The organism is Vibrio intestinalis (genome assembly GCF_025195085.2).
Lineage (GTDB): Bacteria > Pseudomonadota > Gammaproteobacteria > Enterobacterales > Vibrionaceae > Vibrio > Vibrio intestinalis.
This window is the reverse complement of sequence record NZ_JANAVY020000015.1, coordinates 50,558-71,551: the sequence shown is the minus strand read 5'-3', so window position 1 is coordinate 71,551 and position 20,994 is coordinate 50,558. Positions and strand designations below refer to the sequence as shown.

Sequence of the window (20,994 nt, the reverse complement as noted above, 5' to 3'; positions counted from 1 at the left end):
CCATATTGTTAAAACGGGAAGCATCAATCCCTTGATGTATAAGGGTTCTTTAATATCGCCGGCTCTGTGCTTCCCAAAACACCAATCTACAGACAAAAAAGGAAGCAGACTATGGCTGAAGTCCAAGCAATCAAAGACGATGACACGATACGTATGGTTGGTCATTTATTGAGTATTCGTTGTCATCCACAAATGGCCGATGTATGGCATATCGGATTAAACCTGGCACTGAGGATTTCCGATTTGTTGTCGATTCGCTTTGAAGACATTAATGGCGACCGACTCATTATTCGAGAGAGTAAAACCGGAAAGCTCGCCAACATTCAGCTCAATACCAAAGCGCAGCTGCACATTGCTAGATTGAGAGAGCAACATCCCGACCACATCTACTTGTTTCAATCCCACCGATGCCAGCAGCTGAAAAACAAACCACCCCAGCCAATCACGCGACGCGCTGTGTCCATGGCGTTTCAGCAAGTAGGCCAAGAGCTGAATATCGCGTTAGGTACTCACTCGATGAGAAATACCCAAGGTTACTTTCTCTATCAATCCACAAAAGATATAGGACGTGTCATGAAAATGCTTCGTCACACATCTGAGGGCGTCACCCTTCGATATATCGGTATCACTCAAGATGAAGTCGATCAAGATTTTGTTTCTCTTGAACTTTAAACCTAATCATTTACTCAGGGGGCGGGACCGCTAACCCCTTATAAACATTAAGCTCAGAGCCTTTTTGAGTTTCGTCATCACAACATTAGAGGGCAACTAACATGAATCCATATAACGCAATAGGAAGCTTTCTAGTCGGCAACTTATCGAAAAGTTTAATTCAAAATTTATTCTGGAAAACCAACAGCCCAATTAGGGGCAGCATTGTGTATTGCGATCTCGCATTTGGAACTGCTGAACATTCTGGTGTCTACGTAGGAAATGGACGTATCATCCATCGTAACGGTAACGGCCTTATCGAAGACGTATCAGTTAATCAATTCCTGACCGATACCACAGCCATTTCCATTTACATCAGTTGCAATGCACAAGGCAGTGCCGTCGGAAGTGAGTCTTGTGCTCAAACAGCAGAAGGCATGCTAGGCGTACAAACAGACTATTCCCTGCTAAATGAAAACTGCCATCAGTTCTGTAGCTACTGTCTAGACGGTGACATTTTCTCAAGCACCTTCACATTGACTCAGCTTAAACGTGACGCTCATGCGTACATTCAAGCCAGTCAGTGGCGCGTGTGGGATTTAAGGCATCGTCACAAAGGATAAGGGGATTCTCTCCCCTTTTTTTTTGTCGGAATCGAAAAGTGAGTGATAGATTACCGATAGCTATTACCAAAACATCGATTTCCTTCACCGTAGTTCTTGGTCCTTCTTTTTGCCAGGTAGCTAATTCTGTAAAACAGCTCACTATACCAATAAGAAAAATCTTTGTGGTTTGAGTCCAAATAGTAGCCATGATTTCTAGGGAAATAGACCAAACGATGACAGTCTTCGGCTTCACACCCAAGAGCACTCGCCCAGGATTTTATCACTAGAGCGGCTAAACTATCTTTCCCTGAATAGTCACCCGCCCTGCAAAATCGTTCTTTATTGAGAAATAAAACTACATGATAGTGATCGTTATATGATGTATCTCGTTCTCTTGCCCAGGCATATCTGACATTACATGAATGAACTCTTTTTCCCTCTCGACGCTTCTTTCGCGCCTGAGCATCCATGCGAGCGCTAAGGGACTCTATAAAACGCTTCATCAAATTTGTTCGCCTGAGGTTGTAACTGACTATTTCATCACGGCTAAGACAATCGAAGAAGCTATCATCAACTGGCAACCTGAGGTCTACTCGAATAGCATACACTCTCGGGTACTCTTCTAGAGCGTTGTTCATTGTCGTGAGTAATCTGTCGAGATAGAGCTGGTTATTTTCCTCCAATGAACCCTGAATAGTTAGTCCATGGTAAGTTGATTCTTTCATGAGTTGGTTCCTGTGTTATTCATCCACAGATATCCCTACCCACCTTATTTTTTACCATAGCTCTACCACCTACTTAAGGTAGGTGTAATTCCTATAGTTACTCCCCTTATTTTCAGATAATAGTCATACCGACACTTCTACTCCTTCGTTACTTGGTCACAAACATTGCAGGACAATGCTGCATGTAATACGGAAATCCTGTAATCCACTCAGAAGTTATATATATCTAACCAAGCTTATCTCACCATCCAGACCAATATTATCAATATATTGCCCCATCATGAATCATATAATCACCAGCAATAATTTACGAAAAACTCACCTTTAAACAACACAAAAATCACGCTTAAACCACACAAATTCGCACTAAAATCACTACATTTACTACACAGTAATACAATAAAATGATACGTTGGATACTGAACTTAACGACAGAGGCATATGAATAATGGCATTTCACGCACCTAAAGAACCATTTAATGCTGATTCCTTCCGTGAATGCAGTTTCTATATCAACTATCTCAGTCAAGCCCTCAATGAGCGTACTTTCCTGCCGATAGAAGATTTCAACAGCACCCAAGAGTGTTTGGATGCTCTTAGAAAGGAACTATCTCGCCTAGAAAGAAAAGGAAAAATTAACAGTAGCCACATCAGGAAGATGCGTGCTGATTTTCAAAACTGTCAGCTATCTGATGAGGATTTTTTGTGGCTCCATAACTCAGATGAGCGTTTCTGTAACTGGGTATGGTGTTACCTGAGAGAACAAAGCAAAACATTTGATAGAATGAACTTTCGAGATCTGCTTCGAAGAGACAATTCCAACAAAAAACAACTACATGATTTTGGCCTCGACCTTGATCTTGGCAGAAACTTTGATGGATTATCACATGAAGCTTTCAAAACAATGAGCAATAACTTAACTACGAGGAAAAGCAATATCATTGATAGCTTTAGGAGTTCAGAACTAGAACTATCACAGCAACGTAGAGTTATTGAAACATTGCTAAGTACTTGGGAGTCCATTCTTGAAGACACTAGAATGTCAGCCTGGCTTGAAGAAAACCAAGAAGCTCAGAGCACTTGGTCTTGGAATTATATAAAAGATACAGGTTACAGACTTCAGTCAAAAGTCTGGAGAGTCTCAAGTGAAAAAGACAAGAGAGCAGCTATTGTTGCGGTTTTCGATATACTTCATGATAAGCCAGATCGTAAATCACTATTGATCGGTAAAATGAAGCGCGCATGGAGTCAAAAAAAGTTTCGAGAGAAAAGTAATGGTAAGAGGCCCTACAGCGTATCTATGTCAGAAAGAACGAAGAAACGATTGATGTGGTTGGTCGAACAAGAGGACAGCAGCATTAATGAAATCATTAAAAAACTCATTGATGCGCGCTTTGAGCAATTGAACTAACAAAGATTCCCCCGGGCATGCCTGGGGTACTTACCGTTACAACGCTAAAGCGTTGACCAAAATTACAAACAGCTTACGCTGTAATTTTGGAATTGGCATTCATCCACGGGTAAACCCGTGATTTTCTGTATGCACAGAATAAATGTTGGTTGTAATACTAAAAACAGTAACTGTAACTCATATACGTGTAATTTATATATATGATTCATAGAGATGGTTTCATTTTCCTCCGCTGGAGATAGAGCTTGTACTCTTCTCATAAACCGCTCTTTCTTGACCTGGCATTGCTGGGATATCTATTCAGATAACGGTATTTGATCAGATATCCCAATAACCCGGCTAGCTGCGCTCTTTTTAGTTAAAGTTTAATCGACTAAGATTTTCGTCCTAACCGTTAAAGTGTTAAAATGATCACAACATTGCTGACGTGGCTTCAGGTGGTCGTTAAATACTTCAGTACCCCTCTATCTGATTTCTCTTTTGGTACCCCACCTGATACCCCACCAGCCTAACCATAAAAATAAAAGGTAAGATTTTCATATGGTTGCAAGTAAAATCCAATGGTTTCCGGGCCACATGCACAAGGCTCAAAAAGAGATTGCAGAGGCTATCCCTCAAATCGATGTCATCATCGAAGTGCTTGACGCACGCATTCCTTTCAGTAGCGAAAACCCAATGATCGCAGAGCTCAAAGGCGACAAACCCGTTGTTAAGGTTCTAAACAAGCGCGATCTTGCCGATCCAGAACTCACTCAACTTTGGATTGACCACTTTGAGAAAGAGCACAACGTAAAAGCCATTGCGATTACGACTTCACAAGCTCAAGAAGTTAATAAAATCATGGAGCTAGTGCGTAAGCTCGCACCGCACCGTGAAGAAATTGGTAAAAACATTCGCACCATGATTATGGGTATTCCGAATGTGGGCAAATCGACCATTATCAACAGCTTAGCGGGTCGAACCATTGCTGTTACCGGTAACCAACCTGCGGTAACACGTCGCCAGCAACGCATTAACCTGCAAAATGGCATTGTGTTGTCTGACACTCCGGGAATTCTGTGGCCAAAAGTTGAAAACCCTCACAGTGGTTTCCGCCTTGCGGCGACTGGCGCAGTAAAAGATACGGCGATGGAATACGATGAAGTGGCGTTTTACACCGTAGAATATCTAGCTCAAGCCTACCCAGAGAAGCTTCAAGATCGCTACCAAATTGAAGAACTGCCTGAATCTGATATTGAACTGATGGAAGAGATTGGCCGTCGTCGTGGAGCTCTTCGCTCTGGTGGTCGTGTTGATCTGCACAAAGCATCTGAAATTCTGCTGCACGAACTTCGCAGTGGCACTCTGGGTCAAGTGACTCTTGAAAAACCAGAGATGATCACCGAAGAATTAATTCAAGTAGAGATTGAAGCCGCCCGCCGCGCAGAAGAAAAAGCGAAAAAGAAAGAAGAACGACGCAAGCGTTACTTAAAAAACAAGCGTTAAGTCGTTTCACATCAGCGAGAATCAAATCTATAAGAGCGACATCATGTCGCTCTTTCTTTATCTACCCCTCCTAACTCTCATACACAAAACTGTGCGCAAACAAGCAATTACAACCGTTTGAATACGTTACCATGCCCGCGTAAAGGTCATCATTAAGGCACGTTATGAGTACTCAACCTCCACCATTTGACGCTGCGGCATTTAGAAAATCACTCCACCAACAACCTGAGCTTTCGGGTAAGGAAGCCAACACTGCTAAGCTGATCGCTAACCAATTAACTGAGTTTGGACTGCAACCAATCAAAGGCGTTGGAGGACATGGCGTAATATGCATTATTGATAGTGGTTTTGAAGGTCAAACAACTCTACTACGAGCAGACTTTGATGCCGTCGCGGTGTTAGAAAAATCGAATCATCAGCATGTATCGAAAAACATCGGCGTGATGCACGCATGCGGCCATGATGGACACACCACCTCGTTACTTAAAGTCGCGCAGCAACTTCGCGCAACACCGCCAAAAACGGGCAAAGTCATACTACTTTTTCAGCCTGCGGAAGAGACTGGCGTCGGAGCCGCTGCGATGATTAGCCATGCTGCGTTAAAAAACCAAGCGATTGACAATGTTTTCGCCTATCACAATTTACCGGGCAGACCAAAGCATCAGATTATCGTAAAAGAGCAAACCTTCTCATGCGCTTCGACTGGCATCAGCATTAAGCTAGAAGGCAAAACCTCTCATGCTGCTTATCCAGAAAATGGCATCAGCCCTATTAATGAGTTTATTGAGATATTAGCGTTCTTACAAAACCTACCGAATCAATATTCAAACGTTTTTACTTTGGTCACTATTGTTAATGCTCAATTAGGTGAAGAAGCATTCGGAGTTTCAGCTGGCGCAGGCAAAATAATGGCAACGCTGAGAAGCGAATCAAACCAAGCGTTTGATGATATGAAGCAGCAGTTAATCAGTAAGCTTAGTCACATTCAACAAAGCTCTAAACTCTCGATAAGTCACAGTTGGCACGAACCATTTAATGCCGCGGTTAATTCTAAAGCCCATGTGGATTTGGTTCGTAACCGTGCCAAAAAACTCAATTTTGACATCCATGATCTAGACCAACCAATGCGTTGGTCGGAAGACTTTGCCGAATTCCTATTACATGCTCCGGGCGCATTATTTGGTATTGGAAGTGGCGAGCACCATCCTGAGCTACACAACCCTGACTATGACTTCCCAGATGAGATCCTTAACACCGCAAGTTCGCTATTTTTAGCCATTGTCGATGAGCTGCATAACCCGTCTTAAATTGGACGCAAAACAAAGCCGCGTATCAAACGCGGCTTCGATTATCATATTCAGTTAACTTACCTAACTTAGGTTGGGATACCCGCCAATTTCAGTAACACAGGTTCGAGTTGATCCCATGGCATTAGCTGAGAATCAATCACTTCAAGGCGAGATTCAAACCCCTCTAGGCTTAACTCATTAACCGAGACCACACCGTTTGCCACATTAAATGCAAAGCAGCCCTTATCGGTATTTACCACGGCTTTGACTCGCTCTGCGGTTAAATCAGATAACATCGAAAACAGTTGATCAAAATCGAAGTTATATTCTGCACCAAACAACCAACCACAGCTGAAATAACCTTGGCCTTTGTTTTCTCTGCGGATAAACGCCTCACCATGAGGTAACTCAAATTGAGGTTCCATGCTCGCATGGTGATGATGATGCGCTTCAACATGGGTAGAAGATGAGCCAAACACGCGCTCAATATCTAACACTTCAACTGGCAGCTCTCCGTTTTTCACCAACTTGCTAAACACTTTAGGCGGCGCTTGCTCGGTTACCCAATCATTAAATGCATCCACATCAGAGGCGAGGCACATATCGATTTTGTTGCCAATCACGACGTCGGCACTGTCTAACTGATCATTGAAGTTCTGATTAGACGTGTATTTCTCATTAGAAAGGTTACGAGGGTCGAGCAAGGCAATCGTTGCTTTAAGATCGACGTATTTCTCGTATTGTTCAGAGGTCAGTGTCGCGATAACTTCCTTCGGGTGACCTAACCCCGTAGGTTCAATGATCAAACGGTCAGGCTTCTGGCGTAATAACGCGTTGATACCAACAGACATAGGCACGCCTGCGGTACAGCACATACAACCGCCCGGCACTTCTTTAATTAAAGCGCCTTGGTCAGTCAGCATCGCGCCATCAATACCAATTTCACCAAATTCATTTACCAACACAGCCCATTTTTCATTTTCAGGCTTATCACGTAATAAATTCAAAATGGTGGTGGTCTTACCGACGCCTAAAAAACCGGTAATGATGTTGGTTGGCACTCTTGCTGTCATTGTTTTTGTTCTCCACAACGTTAATCACTTGAGTATACCTAACAAATTCAAGATGAATAGAACTAAAAAAGCCAGCAGGGTTAGCTGCTGGCTTGGTTTAATTTCGATGGTTTTTATTCATCATCTAATTCTTCTAGCTTGGTACTGCCACCGTGTACTTTTTCACGCTGACGTTGAACCATGGCATAGAAGCCCGGGATCAAGAAAGTACCGGCTAGCAACACACAAAGTAAGCCGCCCACTAACGAGATACCCAGCGAGTTTTGGCTGATATGCCCTGCTCCATTAGCGAAGATAAGTGGAAATATACCTAAGATAAACGACCATGACGTCATGTTTACCGCGCGGAAACGTAGCTTACCGCCTTGAACCGCTGCTTTGTCGATCTCTTCATCTTTTTCTTCACGCTCAACTTTGGCGAATTCCACAATCAATATTGCGTTCTTCGCCGCTAAGGCTATGAGCAAGACTAAGCCTATCTGTGCGTATAAGTTGAGTGGTGTACCGGTTAAGTTCAACGCTAAGAAAGAGCCTAATGTCGCGACCGGAACAACCAAGATAATCGCCAGAGGAATACTCCAACTCTCGTACTGAGCCACCATAAACAAGTAGATAAAGATCAATGCCAGAGCAAATGCGTAAATCGCTTGGTTACCCGCTAGAACTTCTTGGTAAGCCATACCTGTCCATTCATATTGGTAGCCTTGTGGCAAGAACTCAGCCGCTACGCGTTCCATCGCAGCAATCGCATCACCACTTGAGTAACCCGGAGCCGGTTGACCTTGAATCACTGCCGAACGGTACATGTTGTAACGCCACGCTACGTCTGGTTCAAAAATCTGCTCATAACTGACTAGCGTGCTAAGTGGAATCATTTGACCACTTGATGAACGTACATGGAAACGCTCCAAATCGTCCATACTGCTGCGGTGTTCGCTGTCTGCTTGCATTGTCACGCGGAAGTTCTTACCAAACATGGTGAAGTCATTCACATACAGCGAACCTAAGTTACCCTGTAGCGTTTGGAAGATGCTCGCTAATGGAATACCAAGCTGTTGCGCTTTTTCTCGGTCAATATCCACATAGTAATGCGGCACGTTGGCACGGAAGGTAGAGAACGCAAACGCGATTTCAGGCTGCTTTTTCGCTTCTTCGATGAGCTGGTTCATCACAACCGCTAGATCGGTACGGCTTCGGCCAAGGGTATCTTCAAGAACAAACTCAAAGCCTGACGCAGCACCCATACCCGGAACCGCCGGTGGGCCCATCGCAAATACTACGGCTTGTGGCAATTGCATTGCAGCTCGGCCATTAATGCGTTGCGCGATCGCGTTAGAAGAGTGTTCACCCTCTAAGCCATTACGCATTTCCCAGTCATGAAGTTTGATAAACAGAGATGCACCGTTAGACGCTGCTGCCCCCGTCATGAATGCGAAACCGTTCGCTACAGTAACGCCATCCACGCCCGGCTCTTGCTCAACCATCTTAATCAGATCTTCAGTCACCGCTTCAGTACGCGATAGAGAAGCCGAATCAGGTAGCTGAACGTTAACCAGCAAAATGCCTTTATCTTCTTGTGGGACAAATGCCGTCGAGGTGGTTTTGGCAAACATGGTTACCGCAGCAACTGCAACGATAAAGAAGCCAACCAGCAATAACGCCTTTTTAACCAAGAATCCTGCAATTTGACCATAACGATGAGTGACTTTATCTAGGCCGCGGTTAAAGGCCTTAAACCAATTTGCCGTGTTACCACCACCCTGTTTAAGCACCAATGAACATAGTGCTGGTGATAGCGTAAGCGCGTTAATCGATGAGATAACTACCGAAATACAGATAGTTAACGCAAACTGACGATACATGATGCCCGTAATACCCGGAAGCATGGCAACAGGTAAGAATACCGCCAACAATACAAGTGTTGAGGTAAGGATTGGCCCCGTCACGTCTTTCATCGCCAGCAATGTCGCTTTACGCGGCGTCAGGCTTGGGTCATTAGCCATCTTGGTATCAACGTTTTCGATAACCAAAATCGCGTCATCAACAACGATACCAATCGCCAAGATCAAACCAAACAGTGTCACCGTGTTAATGGTAAAGCCGGTCATTTGCATTACTGCAAACGTACCAATCAGAGAAACTGGAATCGCAACGACAGGAATCAACGTCGCACGCGCACTACCTAAGAACAAGTAGGTCACCGCGATTACTAGCAAGATAGCTTCAATTAGTGTTTTTACTACCCCTTTGATCGATTCAGCAACGAATACGGTAGTATCGTAACTGGTTTCGTAATCCATGCCTTCAGGGAAATTAACGCTCAAGTTATCCAGCAGATCCATTACCGCTTGGCCACTTTCTAGCGCGTTGGCATCAGATTGTAATGACAGAGCAACGATGGATGCATCTTGGCCGCGGAACTTACCACTGCCATCGTAGAACTTTTTACCCAGTTCAACGCGAGCCACGTCTTTTAGATAAACGGTTGAACCATCTTGGTTAGCGCGAAGCACAACGTTTTCAAATTCACCAACCGATTCTAATCGCCCCTTGGTCACAAGGTTGAATTGAACTTCTTGTGCATCATTATATGGCGCAGCACCGACACGGCCTGCCGCCACCTGCACGTTCTGCTCAGCCAAAGCAGCATAGACATCGGTAGTGGTCATTTTTAGGTTAGCCATTTTTTCAGGGTCTAACCAAACACGCATCGCGTATTCACCGCCGCCAATAACGTTAACTTCACTGATACCTTTAACGCGCGCCAATTGGTCTTTCACGTTTAAGTTAATGTAGTTAATCAAGAATTGGTCATCGTAACGGCCATCAGGCGAGTAGAAGTTCAACACCATCAATAGGTCAGGAGAACGCTTTTTCACCGTGATGCCGACCATACGAACTTCCTGAGGAAGCTTAGATTCGATCTGCGAAACACGGTTTTGCACGTTGACCTGTGCCATATCTGGGTCAGTACCCACATCGAAGGTTACGTTTAGGCTGTATGAACCATCGTTAGCGCTCTTTGAAGACATGTAAATCATGTTTTCAACGCCGTTCACCGCGGTTTCGAGCGGATCGGCTATCGCCTGCTCGACCACTTCAGCACTTGCACCAGTATAGAAGGCCGAGACACTTACCGAAGGCGGGCTAATTTTTGGATACTCAGCAACCGGCAAGATCGCCAACGCGATCGCCCCTGCAAGAGTTAGAATGATTGAGATAACCAGCGCAAATTTTGGGCGCTGGATAAAGAAACGACTTAGCATTTCGCCCCCATTATTGCTGTGGCTTAGTATCTAGACGAACAGGCACGCCATTGCGGATTCGTTGCAGACCTTGGGTAATCACATTGTCATCTGCGTTTAGGCCATCACGAATAATAATCCCGCTTTCAATCTGCTTACCTAATTCAACATTGCGGCGCTCCGCGACATCACCTTCAGCAACAACCATCACGAAGTTTCCTTCAAGGTCTGTTTGAACTGCGCGACGTGGTACAACAAGAACGTCAGTCGGCTGCTTTTCTCGCAGTTCAACACGTACGTGCTGACCCGGTAAAAGTTGATGCTCGGGGTTTGGAATTACAGCACGCATTGCAAGTGTGCCAGTATTTAAATCAATTCGGTTACCCAAGAAATCGAGTTCACCTAGATGGGCAAACGCTTGACCGTTTTCTAGAATTACTTGAACTTCAACGCCGCTGGCATCTTCACTGCCGTCACCTTTTACTTTATCCATTCCTAGCTGCAAGCGCTCACGCTCACTCACACTGAAACTGGTGTGAACAGGGTCTAGGCTAACTAGCGTAGTCAAGATTCCTGATTGTGGTGAAACCAGATCACCGGTACTGACTTGGCTAGAACTGATGCGGCCAGAAAATGGAGCGCGAATTTCAGTGTAAGAAAGGTTAACTTCAGCCAATTTAAGCTGAGCACTTGCCGATTCAACTTGCGCTTCAGCGCCCAACAAAACTGCGGTTAAGTTATCGAATTCAGATTGAGAAATGCTGCCTTTTGGCAACAGGTTTTTACCACGGTTAAAATCTAACTGCGCCTTTTTTAGGCTTGCTTTGGCCTGGGCAAGTGATGCTTTGGCACTTGCTAGCTGAGCCTCAAATGAAGATGGCTCGATAGTAAATAGCAATTGGCCTTTCTCTACCATTTGTCCTTCGTCAAAATGACGCTGCTGCAAATAGCCGGAAACTTGAGCTGTGATGTTGGTGTCTTCTACCGCTTCGACACGGCCGATGTAAGACTTACCTTGTTGATGAGTTGTACTCAGTACAGGCTCTGCCACGACAAGTGGCGCGGGAAGTTGCTTTTGAGCTTGCTGCTCGCCACAACCTGCAAGGAACAGCGTGCTAACTAACGCTGAAGCAAGAATGGTTTTTTTCATAAAGTAACCGCTAGATTTGTTTTGAAACTACAATAACTTATCTAACGGTACTTTTTTTTTGTCCGAAAAGTATCAATTCATGAGATCGAAGTTGTTTCAATTTGTTACTACACCGACACACTTCTCAGTTTTGATATTGTCTAATAACGCTTTTGGTGATGGCCAAGTGTAGATAACCTCTGGCACCTGATTTCCGCATGGTGCATCCCATAGTCTCTCAAGAGTGTGCTCACCACCGATATGGTCATAAAAATCTTTGGCTTGATTGTTTTCTGCCATGACTTCCAAATAGACGCCGTTATCTGGGAAAAACTGATCGATCCATTCGGCCATATCATTAAGTAGTTTTGCGCCCAAACCTCGACCACGGTAGGACTCATCAATATGTAGTGCATCGATGATGGTGCCCTTTTCAAAGTCATGATTACCAAATGCGCAAATGAAGCCACACAGTAAGCCGCCCTCTTCAGCGATGATGACGTGTTGATTGAATGGTGGGTTAATTAGGCGGGTCTGCCAAATAACTAAGCGGTCTTCAACCACGTCGTTATTCAAATAATTTGAGCCGAGAATACCTTGATAATAGGTCTGCCAACTCTGCGCATGTAAGTGCGCGATACGCTCATAGTCACTATATTCGGCTACTTTTATTTCCATTATTAGCCCCTTTTACTTCCTGTAAATATTTATTCCAACATTCATACTATTCAATCGTGACGAAAAAGCAAAACATTCTAGAACTTTCGCTTAACATTTTGCTACAACCATCATTTGACTTACACGTGTACGCTGATATTCTAGCGTACAGTTGTAAGCTTAAAGGAATAATACACATGACAAGCAAAACTAAGCCTCCTCTGATCTGGCTAAACATCTTGTTGTTCTTGTCTACTTTCATATTATCGGTGGTCGTTGCACCTTGGTATGGGTACACCCATGGCTACCAAGTTGAACACTTGATAGCGTTAATCGTCGCGTTTTCATTTTGTAACTTGTCCATTACGGCGGGCTACCATCGCTTATGGGCACACAAAACCTATCAAGCTCATCCTGCCTTGAGGTTTATCTTTGCCATCGGTGGTGCTTTTGCCCTGCAAAACAGTGCGCTTCACTGGAGCTCAGATCACCGCGTTCACCACAAACATGTCGATAACAATGACAAAGACCCCTATTCGGCTAAACGCGGATTTTGGTTTTCTCACATCGGCTGGATGTTACGTGAGTACAATCAGTCAAATTACTCGGATTACACCAACTGCCGTGATCTGCAAAAAGACAATATTGTGATGTGGCAACACAAACACTATTTGCTGTTAGCTCTTGCTACTAATATCGGTATTCCCTTGCTGCTTGGCCTAATGTTTAACGATATTTGGGGCATGTTGCTAATTGTGGGTGTTGTAAGACTAACCTTGAGTCACCACACAACGTTTTTCATTAACTCTTTGGCTCATGTTTGGGGTAGCCAGCCGTTTACCAGTAAAAACACGGCGCGTGACAACGGTGTATTAGCCTTCTTCACATTTGGCGAGGGTTACCATAACTTCCACCATATTTTTGAAAACGATTACCGCAATGGCGTGTACTGGTGGCAATACGACCCAACCAAATGGCTAATTAAATCGTGTCAATGGCTAGGTCTAACGCACAAGCTGCGCATCACACCAACGATTAAGATCGAGAAAGCCAGAGCCAAACAAGCCCTAGCAAACGCGTTACATCGCTTAGAAAAGAAAGGCGATAAAGCGCAGATTAAAGAGGCGTTAAATAAAGAGTTTGACGCGTTAATCGCAAAGATGAATGACTTCTATGCGATTAGAAAACAACTAGTAGAACAAAAGAAGAATGACTTGAAAGCCAAGTATGAACGCTCACTTCTTATGATTAGATACGAGCAAATCAAGCTTGATTTTGAGGCGCAACAGAGAGTTTGGAAACAACTAACTACCCGTTACGCATAGTGTATTAAGGAGCCTTTAAGGCTCCTTATTTATTTCGGCCACCAGCCCCTGCTGCTTAACACCAAGTCCACCAAAAGTACGTACACACCAGTAATAGAGGTGACGCAGTTTAAAGTCACCCAGCATTTGTAAAAATAGCTTATCTATTTCCTGCTTAGAGACTGGAACAGAATCAAGATATTGATACAAGGTATCGTGAACCAAAGAGGCATAGTAGGTATAAGGTTTCATGGTGCGATAATCAATATGACCATCAGGAATGCCCACAATCGCCAGATTAAGCAAACTGTACTTGGGCGTGCACCCATCCCACGCGTAGCCACTCTGATTCGCTTTGACTCTAACCATCCCATCACAACTTATCTCTAACCAACGAGAGACAAATGGCTGTCTTAGCTTCCAATGAGTTTGATAAAAGTAATCTTGCGTGATTTTGTGCAAATACGGGTAATTACCTCGTCGAATGATGTGACGCGGCGGCGGGAAGTTATCCATCATGCCCTCCTACAATATCTTAGATTTAGGGATAACTTAAATCTGCTATTTGATAAATTACATCAACCTTAGTATGAATTGGCTAGGTTTGACCGCTTGATACGCCCGCTTTCAATTCATTACTTTCAATGTGACAAACATCACTTACCTTTAACAATTCGCGTAGCAAATAAACGTTCCTATTATGCGAATTTTGGAAATAGTGAATTTGATTTATGGAATATCAACAACAATAGATACCATCATAAACCTATGATTTAAAACAAATCTATAATCCAGCCATCACATCAATACGTGCTTGCAATCGGATTTGCATGAAGACCAATCTAGTATACCGCCTCAAATGTTATTAGACTGTAAATCAAATATTGCACCACAAAAATACAACGACAAATGAAGGGAAGCCCATGAATAATCAGGCGTTAATTACTAAGTTTATAAACATTGTTGGCTCTGACAATGTGTTAACTCAGGAGAGTAAAACTGAATACTATCGCTCTGGTTTTCGTTCTGGCCAAGGCAAAGCGCTCGCGGTACTTTTCCCTTCGACACTTGTTGAACAATGGCAACTATTGCAAGCCGCAGTGGATGCCAACTGCATTATCATCATGCAGGCTGCCAAAACAGGCCTAACCGAAGGCTCTGCTCCTAGCGGTGACGATTATGACCGTGAAGTGGTGATCATCAATATCACCCGCATGAAGACCTTGCACCTTCTTGATGGAGGCAAGCAAGTTGTCAGCCTTCCCGGTGTTAGCCTGCATCAATTAGACAAAACTTTGAAGACTGTTAACCGTGCTCCGCACTCGGTGATCGGCTCATCTTCCATTGGTGCAACAGTGGTTGGTGGTATTGCTAACAACTCTGGTGGTGCACTAGTGAAAAGAGGCCCTGCCTATACTGAGCTTGCCCTCTTTGGTCAAGTTACCAAAGATGGCAAATTGGAGTTGGTCAATCACCTAGGTATTGAAGGTTTGGGTGATACCCCTGAGGAGATCCTAAATAACGTTGAACAAGGCAACTTTGATGTTAGCCAAATTCAACACACCAATGCGATGGCATCAGACAGAGAGTACGATGCACGCGTGCGTGACGTTGATGCAGACACTCCATCACGATTCAATGCAGACTCTCGCCGACTGTTTGAAGCAAGTGGCTGTGCCGGTAAACTCACCGTGTTTGCAGTTCGTGTTGACAGTTACCCTATTCCTGAAAAAGAACAGCTGTTTTATATCGGTTGTAATGACCCAGACCAACTGGCTATGTTACGTCGTGATATGCTGCAAAAATTTGAAAACCTGCCCGAAATGGGCGAATACATGCATCGCGACATTTTCAACTTGGCAGAAACGTATGGTAAAGACGTGTTTTTATCCATACAGCACCTTGGCACAGACAATCTACCTAAGTTCTTTGCCTTCAAAGCCAAAGTCGAATCGTTTTTAAAACGAATCCCTTTGGTATCGAAAGATCTGCCTGACATTATGATGTATTACTTCAGCAAACTGTTCCCGCAGCACTTGCCAGAAAGAATGCTTCGCTATCGCGACAAATATGAACATCACTTGATTCTAAAAATGAGTGATGAAGGCATAAAAGAAGCGCAAGACTACTTAGAAACAGTTTGGAAGAGCAAACCTGATACTGGTTACTTTGAATGTAGTGCCGATGAAGGAAAGAAAGCACTCCTTCACCGTTTTGCAGCAGCAGGAGCAGCGATTCGTTATGAAACCATCCATAAAAATGAACTCGAAGATATTCTCGCACTGGATATTGCATTGCGACGTAACGATATTGATTGGGTAGAGAAACTACCTAAAGAGATCACTGACCAAATGGTGATGGGACTCTACTACGGGCATTACATGTGCCACGTGTTCCACCAAGACTACATCTTTAAAAAAGGCACTAACACCAAAGAAGTGAAAAAGCAGATGCTAAAACTTCTGACTGAAAAAGGCGCTAAATACCCAGCGGAACACAACGTTGGCCACCTTTACGAAGCTGAGAAACAACTGCAAGCGTTTTACCATTCACTCGATCCGACCAACACCTTTAACCCAGGTATTGGCAAAATGAGCAAATACAAACGCAATTGTAGCTGTTGCGGTTAACAGCATAACCACTAGCAAATCAAATCAACGCCACTGGGCAATATCTCAGTGGCTTTCCAACTTCCTTCGCAAAATCACTCAATGAAACTAAAATGTCGCTCAGTTTCTGCATCAAATCTAATGCTTCGCGTTTTCCTAACAAACCATGCCATTCGGCGATTAACTGAGTAACCCATTAATTTCCCGGCCAAAAACTGCACAATCGTTAACGGAACCCCATTCCATTTTCTATTAGTGTTCGCGCATTTTATACCAAAAATAACACGTCTATTTTGAATTTAGATTCGTACACGAATCGACAAAAGGGAACTCAATAATGCGCAAACTTTTATATCTCACCCTTGTTTTAGCCCTTTTCGGCTGTGAGGATGACAGTGAAACCGGAACTACCCCTGTGGTTGGCGTCCCTCAATCCGATGGCGGCACATGCCAAGTCGATAGTGGGGTCTTGTCCTGCTCTGGTTCACTGACTGACCTAGAAAACATGGATCAAATTGAGGTGCTAACGGAAGTCCGCTTCACCGACGTGGCAATGACACAAGCGGAATTTGAAGCGATGCCAGTGCTCAATGATGTCACCGTATTTGAATTACAAAGCGATGGCGGTTCAATCACCAGTCTAGATTTACAAAAATTGCCTCAATTGCAGCAACTTATTGTTATCGATAATCCCGTTTTGTCTACAATTCAAAACCTTGAGTTAGCAGCCCCTTTAACGGTGTTGGAAGTCTTCAACAATCCTAGTTTAGGCCAACTGGATTTGACTGGATTAGGCCAACTTGAGGCGTTCAGTTATTCTAAAGTTCCAGTTGAACCCATACTTTTAACCCAGTCTGCCAGTAATCCACTATTTTCACTCAATGACCTGCCCTCTTCGGCCAATACGACCTTAACCAAGCTTTATTTAGAAGGCCAAGAAAACCAAATTACGTCAGCAGCTCAAATCACTCGTTTTACCAACCTTTCTGATTTAGGACTAAACTGGTATGCAGTCTCTTCTGATGTTTCAGTGACCAATGGAATAATTGACGGCTTGGCATCAAAGCTCAAATCCTTAAAGCTAATTGGCAATGGTCTAAACGGCAATGTTAATGCTGAGTTATTGACTAACATTCAAACACTTAGCTTTCGTAATAATAGTAAGTTGACCCTAACTGGTATTGACCACCTATCACACACGCTTACCTACCTTAACTTAAGCTACACAAGTGTTGATTTACTGACGACGGGGACAATCTCTCAACTTACTCAACTCGAAACATTGGAGCTTGATAATATTGATGAGAGCGTTAATACAAATATCGATATTGTTAAGGGACTCTTAGAGGGGGGAAACAACCATATAATTCGACTCAGCGTAGCTGAGAATACTCTAGCTAACGTAAATCTCGGAAATTGGCCTAAACTCGAAAGCTTAAACTTAAATTCAAATAATTTATTAGACCTAGATTTAACTCAATTACCAAACTCCATAAACTCACTTGATCTTGGTAACACAAATACTACTAATCTAACCCCTATAGCCTCTTTAGCAGCTATTAAAGAACTAAATTTATCTCGCCTAGACGTCGATTCAGCGATTAACTCTATCTTACAAACTCACAAAGATACATTAGAAACACTCGATGTATCCTCTGCGCAAGTTACCCGTTTAGATCTTGCTGCGATGCCATCTTTAACTGCACTCAACGCATCTAGCACACTCAGCTTGATAGAGTTCCACGCCAATGAACTACCAAACCTTTCAACGCTTGATATTTCAAGCAATCCATACTTGCTTGATTTGAGTCTAACTAGTCTTCCTAAGTTAGAAAGCCTTCAAGCTAGATACATTACAAAAGTACCGTCGCTAACATTGACTGATATGCCTTTACTAGAAAGCATCGATTTACACGGTAATGATTCACTCAGTTCATTATCTATTATCAATATGCCATTGCTCAATACACTTGATGCATCAGACAATGGGGCACTGACCAAATTGACCGCAAAAAACCTACCCAAGCTTGCTACGTTGAAATTGCAATTCAATATGAATATGACTGAACTCGACAATAGTGGCTTACCAAGTCTCGAAACTCTGGATGCAAGCACGACAAGCTTAGCTGCGATTGCCTCAGTCGATTTCCCTGAATTGGTCACACTAAACCTTGTGGGCGCTGACCTACCATCGCTAACACTAACAGACGTCCCCCAATTAAAGACTGTATTCTTTTCTAGTAGCAGCCACCTCATTGATCTGAGTATCACCAACGCACCACGACTTGAAAATGTAGCCCTATCGGGAAACAGTGTCCAAGAACAACTCACTCTTGATGCAAATTGCAGCGCGACTATAGATATCTCTTATTCAAATCTCAGTAGTAAACAAGCTGAACTTGAAGCAAGTTATCCAAATGTTACTTTCAGATAGAAAAACAAAAGCGCCGCCCAATTGGGCGGCGCTTACTTATTGATTATGGCAAATCCATGCTCACTTCATGATGCGCGCTTTGAACGCTTTGCCTTTCATCTTACCGTTTTGTAGCTGTTTTAAAGCCACTTTCGCTACGTCATTTTCTACTGCTACGTAAGAAACCATCGGCATGATGTTGATTTTACCAATGCGCTTACCTTCAATGCCAGCTTGCTTAGTCAAAGCCCCTAGAATATCGCCTGCACGAACTTTGGCTTTTTTACCACCCAAAATTTGAATTGTGGTCATTGGTGACGTAAACGGCTGTTGATTACCTTTTTCAGGTAGTTCTGCCGCGCTCACTTCAATGTCCATGTACTCTTCGATTAACGCAATGCGATAGCCATCTTTTTCGCCATAGAAGCTAAATGCGTGACCTTTCGCGCCAGCACGGCCAGTACGACCGATGCGGTGAACGTGAACTTCTGGGTCACGTGAAAGCTCAAAGTTAAACACCGCATCCAAGTTTTCTACATCCAAACCACGCGCCGCTACGTCAGTTGCTACTAAGATAGAAATACTCTTGTTAGCAAACATGGTTAACGCTTGATCGCGCTCGCGCTGCTCCATATCGCCTTGCAGTTCAACCACGCTAAAACCACGATGTGCCAGCTCATCGGCTACGTTCATCACTTCTTTCTTAGTGTTACAGAACACAACGCTCGATTGTGGCTGATATTTCAGTAGCAATGCTTCTAGTGCATCATCACGTTGCTCAGTGCTGTCTAACTTAAAGAAAGATTGAGTAATCGTGCTGGTTTGGTGCGTTGATTCTACTTTCACCATCTCAGGTGACTGCATAATACGCCCTGCGATGCTTTCAATCTGCTTAGGGAATGTGGCACTAAACAATAGCGTTTGACGCTGTTTTGGCGCTTCAGCAATGATCGCATCTAAAGCATCTTGGAAGCCCATTTCTAGCATACGGTCAGCTTCATCAAGCACTAGCGTATTAAGCTCTTCTAGATTGATTCGGCCTTTGTCCAAATGATCAAGAATACGACCTGGTGTGCCAACTAGAATGTGCGCGCCATGCTCAAGAGAACCAATTTGCGGGCCCATTGGCGTACCACCACAAAGCGTCAACACTTTAATGTTGTGAATGCCGCGAGCAAGAGTACGAATTTCTTTAGCTACTTGGTCGGCCAGTTCACGAGTTGGACACAGCACCAAAGACTGCACGCGAAAACGTTTTACGTTTAGATTACTCAGCAATGCCAAAGAAAAAGCCGCCGTTTTACCCGAGCCCGTTTTCCCCTGACCGATTACGTCTTTACCTTGCAATACCAAAGGCAAGCTCTGCGCTTGAATTGGCGTCATTTCACTGTAACCCAGTGAATCTAGCGTACCGATCAGTTCGTTACGCAGTGGAAGAGTGTTAAATGCATTCGTCACAAGTTGTTCTCACTTTATGGCTTTATCCAATTACTGGCTGAAAGATAGTCTATTCACTCTTATCGCGCTCAGTTTTGATAAAGCAAAAAACCGCCTCGTTTGAAGCGGTTTCATTTAATTTGTTTTTACCCAATCTATTGTCATCTAGCCATTATCGACTAAGTGACTAGCGCAAGCCGTGCAGAAACTCCGCTCGCGTAGCTGGGTTAGATTTAAAGATGCCGCCCAGAGCCGTCGTGGTTGTCTCACTGGTTGCATCCATCACTCCGCGTGATTTCACGCAGTAGTGCGTTGCGTCGATGGTCACCGCCACATCATCAGATTCAAGCAAGGTTTGTAGTGCAACTAAAATTTGTTGAGTCAAACGTTCTTGAACTTGTGGGCGCTGAGAGAAGAAACGCACAATTCGGTTAATCTTCGATAAACCGATAATCTTACCGCGTGGAATGTATGCCACGGCAGCTTTACCATCAATCGTTACTAGGTGGTGTTCACACGTGCTAGTCAAAGTGATGTCTTTTACGCGAACCATCTCGCTGACATTCATTTTGTTTTCAATCACGGTGATTTTCGGGAAGTTCGAATAATCCAAACCTGAGAAAATCTCATCCACATACATCTTAGCGATACGATGTGGCGTTTCCTCTAGACTATCGTCTGTCAGATCCAAATCCAGCAACGAGAGGATCTCTCTCATGTGGTATTGAATTTTTTCCTTTTTCTCTTCGCGTGAAAATTCACTAGGCACCATTGGTGTTTCTAGTCCGCGAGATTCGAGCGCATCTTTTACTAACAGAGCTGATTCGCTAAGAGCTGACATTCCAATTCCTCTCAAATACCCCTTTCGGATGGCTGACAAGGATACTCGGATTTTTGAATAATTACACCCATATTTTAAGAATGGCTTTATTTTACGGGCGCTGCAGGTGTAAACCTGAAA

The 20,994-nt window shown here is 43.7% G+C and carries 16 protein-coding genes; 8 read left to right on the top strand and 8 right to left on the bottom strand.

All coding sequences use genetic code 11. The features are described 5' to 3' along the window. Positions 1 to 111 precede the first annotated feature (111 nt). The gene (locus tag MU515_RS16320) at positions 112 to 672 is read left to right on the top strand and encodes a tyrosine-type recombinase/integrase (protein WP_260261455.1); all 561 of its coding nucleotides are present in this window, start codon (positions 112 to 114) and stop codon (positions 670 to 672) included. 101 nt (positions 673 to 773) lie between these two features. Further along, positions 774 to 1,274, top strand: coding sequence for a lecithin retinol acyltransferase family protein (locus tag MU515_RS16315; protein ID WP_285892477.1), 501 nt, complete (start codon positions 774 to 776; stop codon positions 1,272 to 1,274). A gap of 50 nt (positions 1,275 to 1,324) precedes the next feature. Here MU515_RS16315 and MU515_RS16310 read toward each other — a convergent pair whose 3' ends face one another. Beyond that, positions 1,325 to 1,981, bottom strand: coding sequence for an inovirus Gp2 family protein (locus MU515_RS16310; protein WP_260261453.1), 657 nt, complete (start codon positions 1,979 to 1,981; stop codon positions 1,325 to 1,327). A 448-nt stretch (positions 1,982 to 2,429) separates the two neighbouring features. On the opposite strand from MU515_RS16310, the gene MU515_RS16305 reads away from it, so the two are divergent. From MU515_RS16305 to MU515_RS16295, 3 genes are all read left to right on the top strand, one after another. After that, positions 2,430 to 3,392 (top strand): hypothetical protein, encoded by a 963-nt coding sequence (locus MU515_RS16305; protein ID WP_260261452.1) that lies wholly within the window; start codon positions 2,430 to 2,432, stop codon positions 3,390 to 3,392. A 540-nt stretch (positions 3,393 to 3,932) separates the two neighbouring features. Then, the gene (ylqF, locus tag MU515_RS16300; protein WP_260261451.1) at positions 3,933 to 4,877 is read left to right on the top strand and encodes a ribosome biogenesis GTPase YlqF; all 945 of its coding nucleotides are present in this window, start codon (positions 3,933 to 3,935) and stop codon (positions 4,875 to 4,877) included. Between the two features lie 164 nt (positions 4,878 to 5,041). Continuing rightward, the gene (locus MU515_RS16295; protein WP_260261450.1) at positions 5,042 to 6,184 is read left to right on the top strand and encodes an amidohydrolase; all 1,143 of its coding nucleotides are present in this window, start codon (positions 5,042 to 5,044) and stop codon (positions 6,182 to 6,184) included. A gap of 68 nt (positions 6,185 to 6,252) precedes the next feature. Here the strand turns inward: MU515_RS16295 and MU515_RS16290 are convergent, their stop codons facing one another. The 4 genes from MU515_RS16290 to MU515_RS16275 all read right to left on the bottom strand — a co-directional run bounded on the left by MU515_RS16290 (position 6,253) and on the right by MU515_RS16275 (position 12,291). Continuing rightward, positions 6,253 to 7,239 carry a CobW family GTP-binding protein gene (locus MU515_RS16290; RefSeq protein ID WP_260261449.1) on the bottom strand — a complete coding sequence of 329 codons (987 nt, stop codon included), beginning with the start codon at positions 7,237 to 7,239 and terminating at the stop codon, positions 6,253 to 6,255. Positions 7,240 to 7,352: 113 nt separating this feature from the next. After that, a complete protein-coding gene (locus MU515_RS16285; RefSeq protein ID WP_260261448.1) occupies positions 7,353 to 10,505 on the bottom strand; it encodes an efflux RND transporter permease subunit in 3,153 nt (1,050 codons plus the stop codon). Positions 10,506 to 10,515: 10 nt separating this feature from the next. Further along, complete coding sequence (locus tag MU515_RS16280) at positions 10,516 to 11,634, bottom strand: efflux RND transporter periplasmic adaptor subunit (protein WP_260261447.1); 1,119 nt, start codon at positions 11,632 to 11,634, stop codon at positions 10,516 to 10,518. A 96-nt stretch (positions 11,635 to 11,730) separates the two neighbouring features. Further along, the gene (locus MU515_RS16275; RefSeq protein ID WP_260261446.1) at positions 11,731 to 12,291 is read right to left on the bottom strand and encodes a GNAT family N-acetyltransferase; all 561 of its coding nucleotides are present in this window, start codon (positions 12,289 to 12,291) and stop codon (positions 11,731 to 11,733) included. A 176-nt stretch (positions 12,292 to 12,467) separates the two neighbouring features. On the opposite strand from MU515_RS16275, the gene MU515_RS16270 reads away from it, so the two are divergent. Further along, complete coding sequence (locus MU515_RS16270; RefSeq protein ID WP_260261445.1) at positions 12,468 to 13,595, top strand: acyl-CoA desaturase; 1,128 nt, start codon at positions 12,468 to 12,470, stop codon at positions 13,593 to 13,595. A 15-nt stretch (positions 13,596 to 13,610) separates the two neighbouring features. Here MU515_RS16270 and MU515_RS16265 read toward each other — a convergent pair whose 3' ends face one another. After that, complete coding sequence (locus MU515_RS16265; RefSeq protein WP_260261444.1) at positions 13,611 to 14,090, bottom strand: hypothetical protein; 480 nt, start codon at positions 14,088 to 14,090, stop codon at positions 13,611 to 13,613. Positions 14,091 to 14,497: 407 nt separating this feature from the next. On the opposite strand from MU515_RS16265, the gene dld reads away from it, so the two are divergent. Together dld and MU515_RS16255 are read left to right on the top strand one after the other, a co-directional pair. After that, positions 14,498 to 16,204 carry a D-lactate dehydrogenase gene (gene dld / locus MU515_RS16260; protein ID WP_260261443.1) on the top strand — a complete coding sequence of 569 codons (1,707 nt, stop codon included), beginning with the start codon at positions 14,498 to 14,500 and terminating at the stop codon, positions 16,202 to 16,204. Between the two features lie 484 nt (positions 16,205 to 16,688). After that, the gene (locus MU515_RS16255) at positions 16,689 to 18,617 is read left to right on the top strand and encodes a leucine-rich repeat domain-containing protein (RefSeq protein ID WP_260261442.1); all 1,929 of its coding nucleotides are present in this window, start codon (positions 16,689 to 16,691) and stop codon (positions 18,615 to 18,617) included. A 60-nt stretch (positions 18,618 to 18,677) separates the two neighbouring features. Here MU515_RS16255 and dbpA read toward each other — a convergent pair whose 3' ends face one another. Both dbpA and folE read right to left on the bottom strand, forming a co-directional pair. Then, positions 18,678 to 20,054: an ATP-dependent RNA helicase DbpA gene (gene dbpA, locus MU515_RS16250; protein ID WP_260261441.1), complete on the bottom strand. Its 1,377-nt coding sequence runs from the start codon at positions 20,052 to 20,054 to the stop codon at positions 18,678 to 18,680. Positions 20,055 to 20,220: 166 nt separating this feature from the next. After that, positions 20,221 to 20,874 carry a GTP cyclohydrolase I FolE gene (folE, locus tag MU515_RS16245; protein WP_260261440.1) on the bottom strand — a complete coding sequence of 218 codons (654 nt, stop codon included), beginning with the start codon at positions 20,872 to 20,874 and terminating at the stop codon, positions 20,221 to 20,223. Positions 20,875 to 20,994 lie beyond the last annotated feature (120 nt).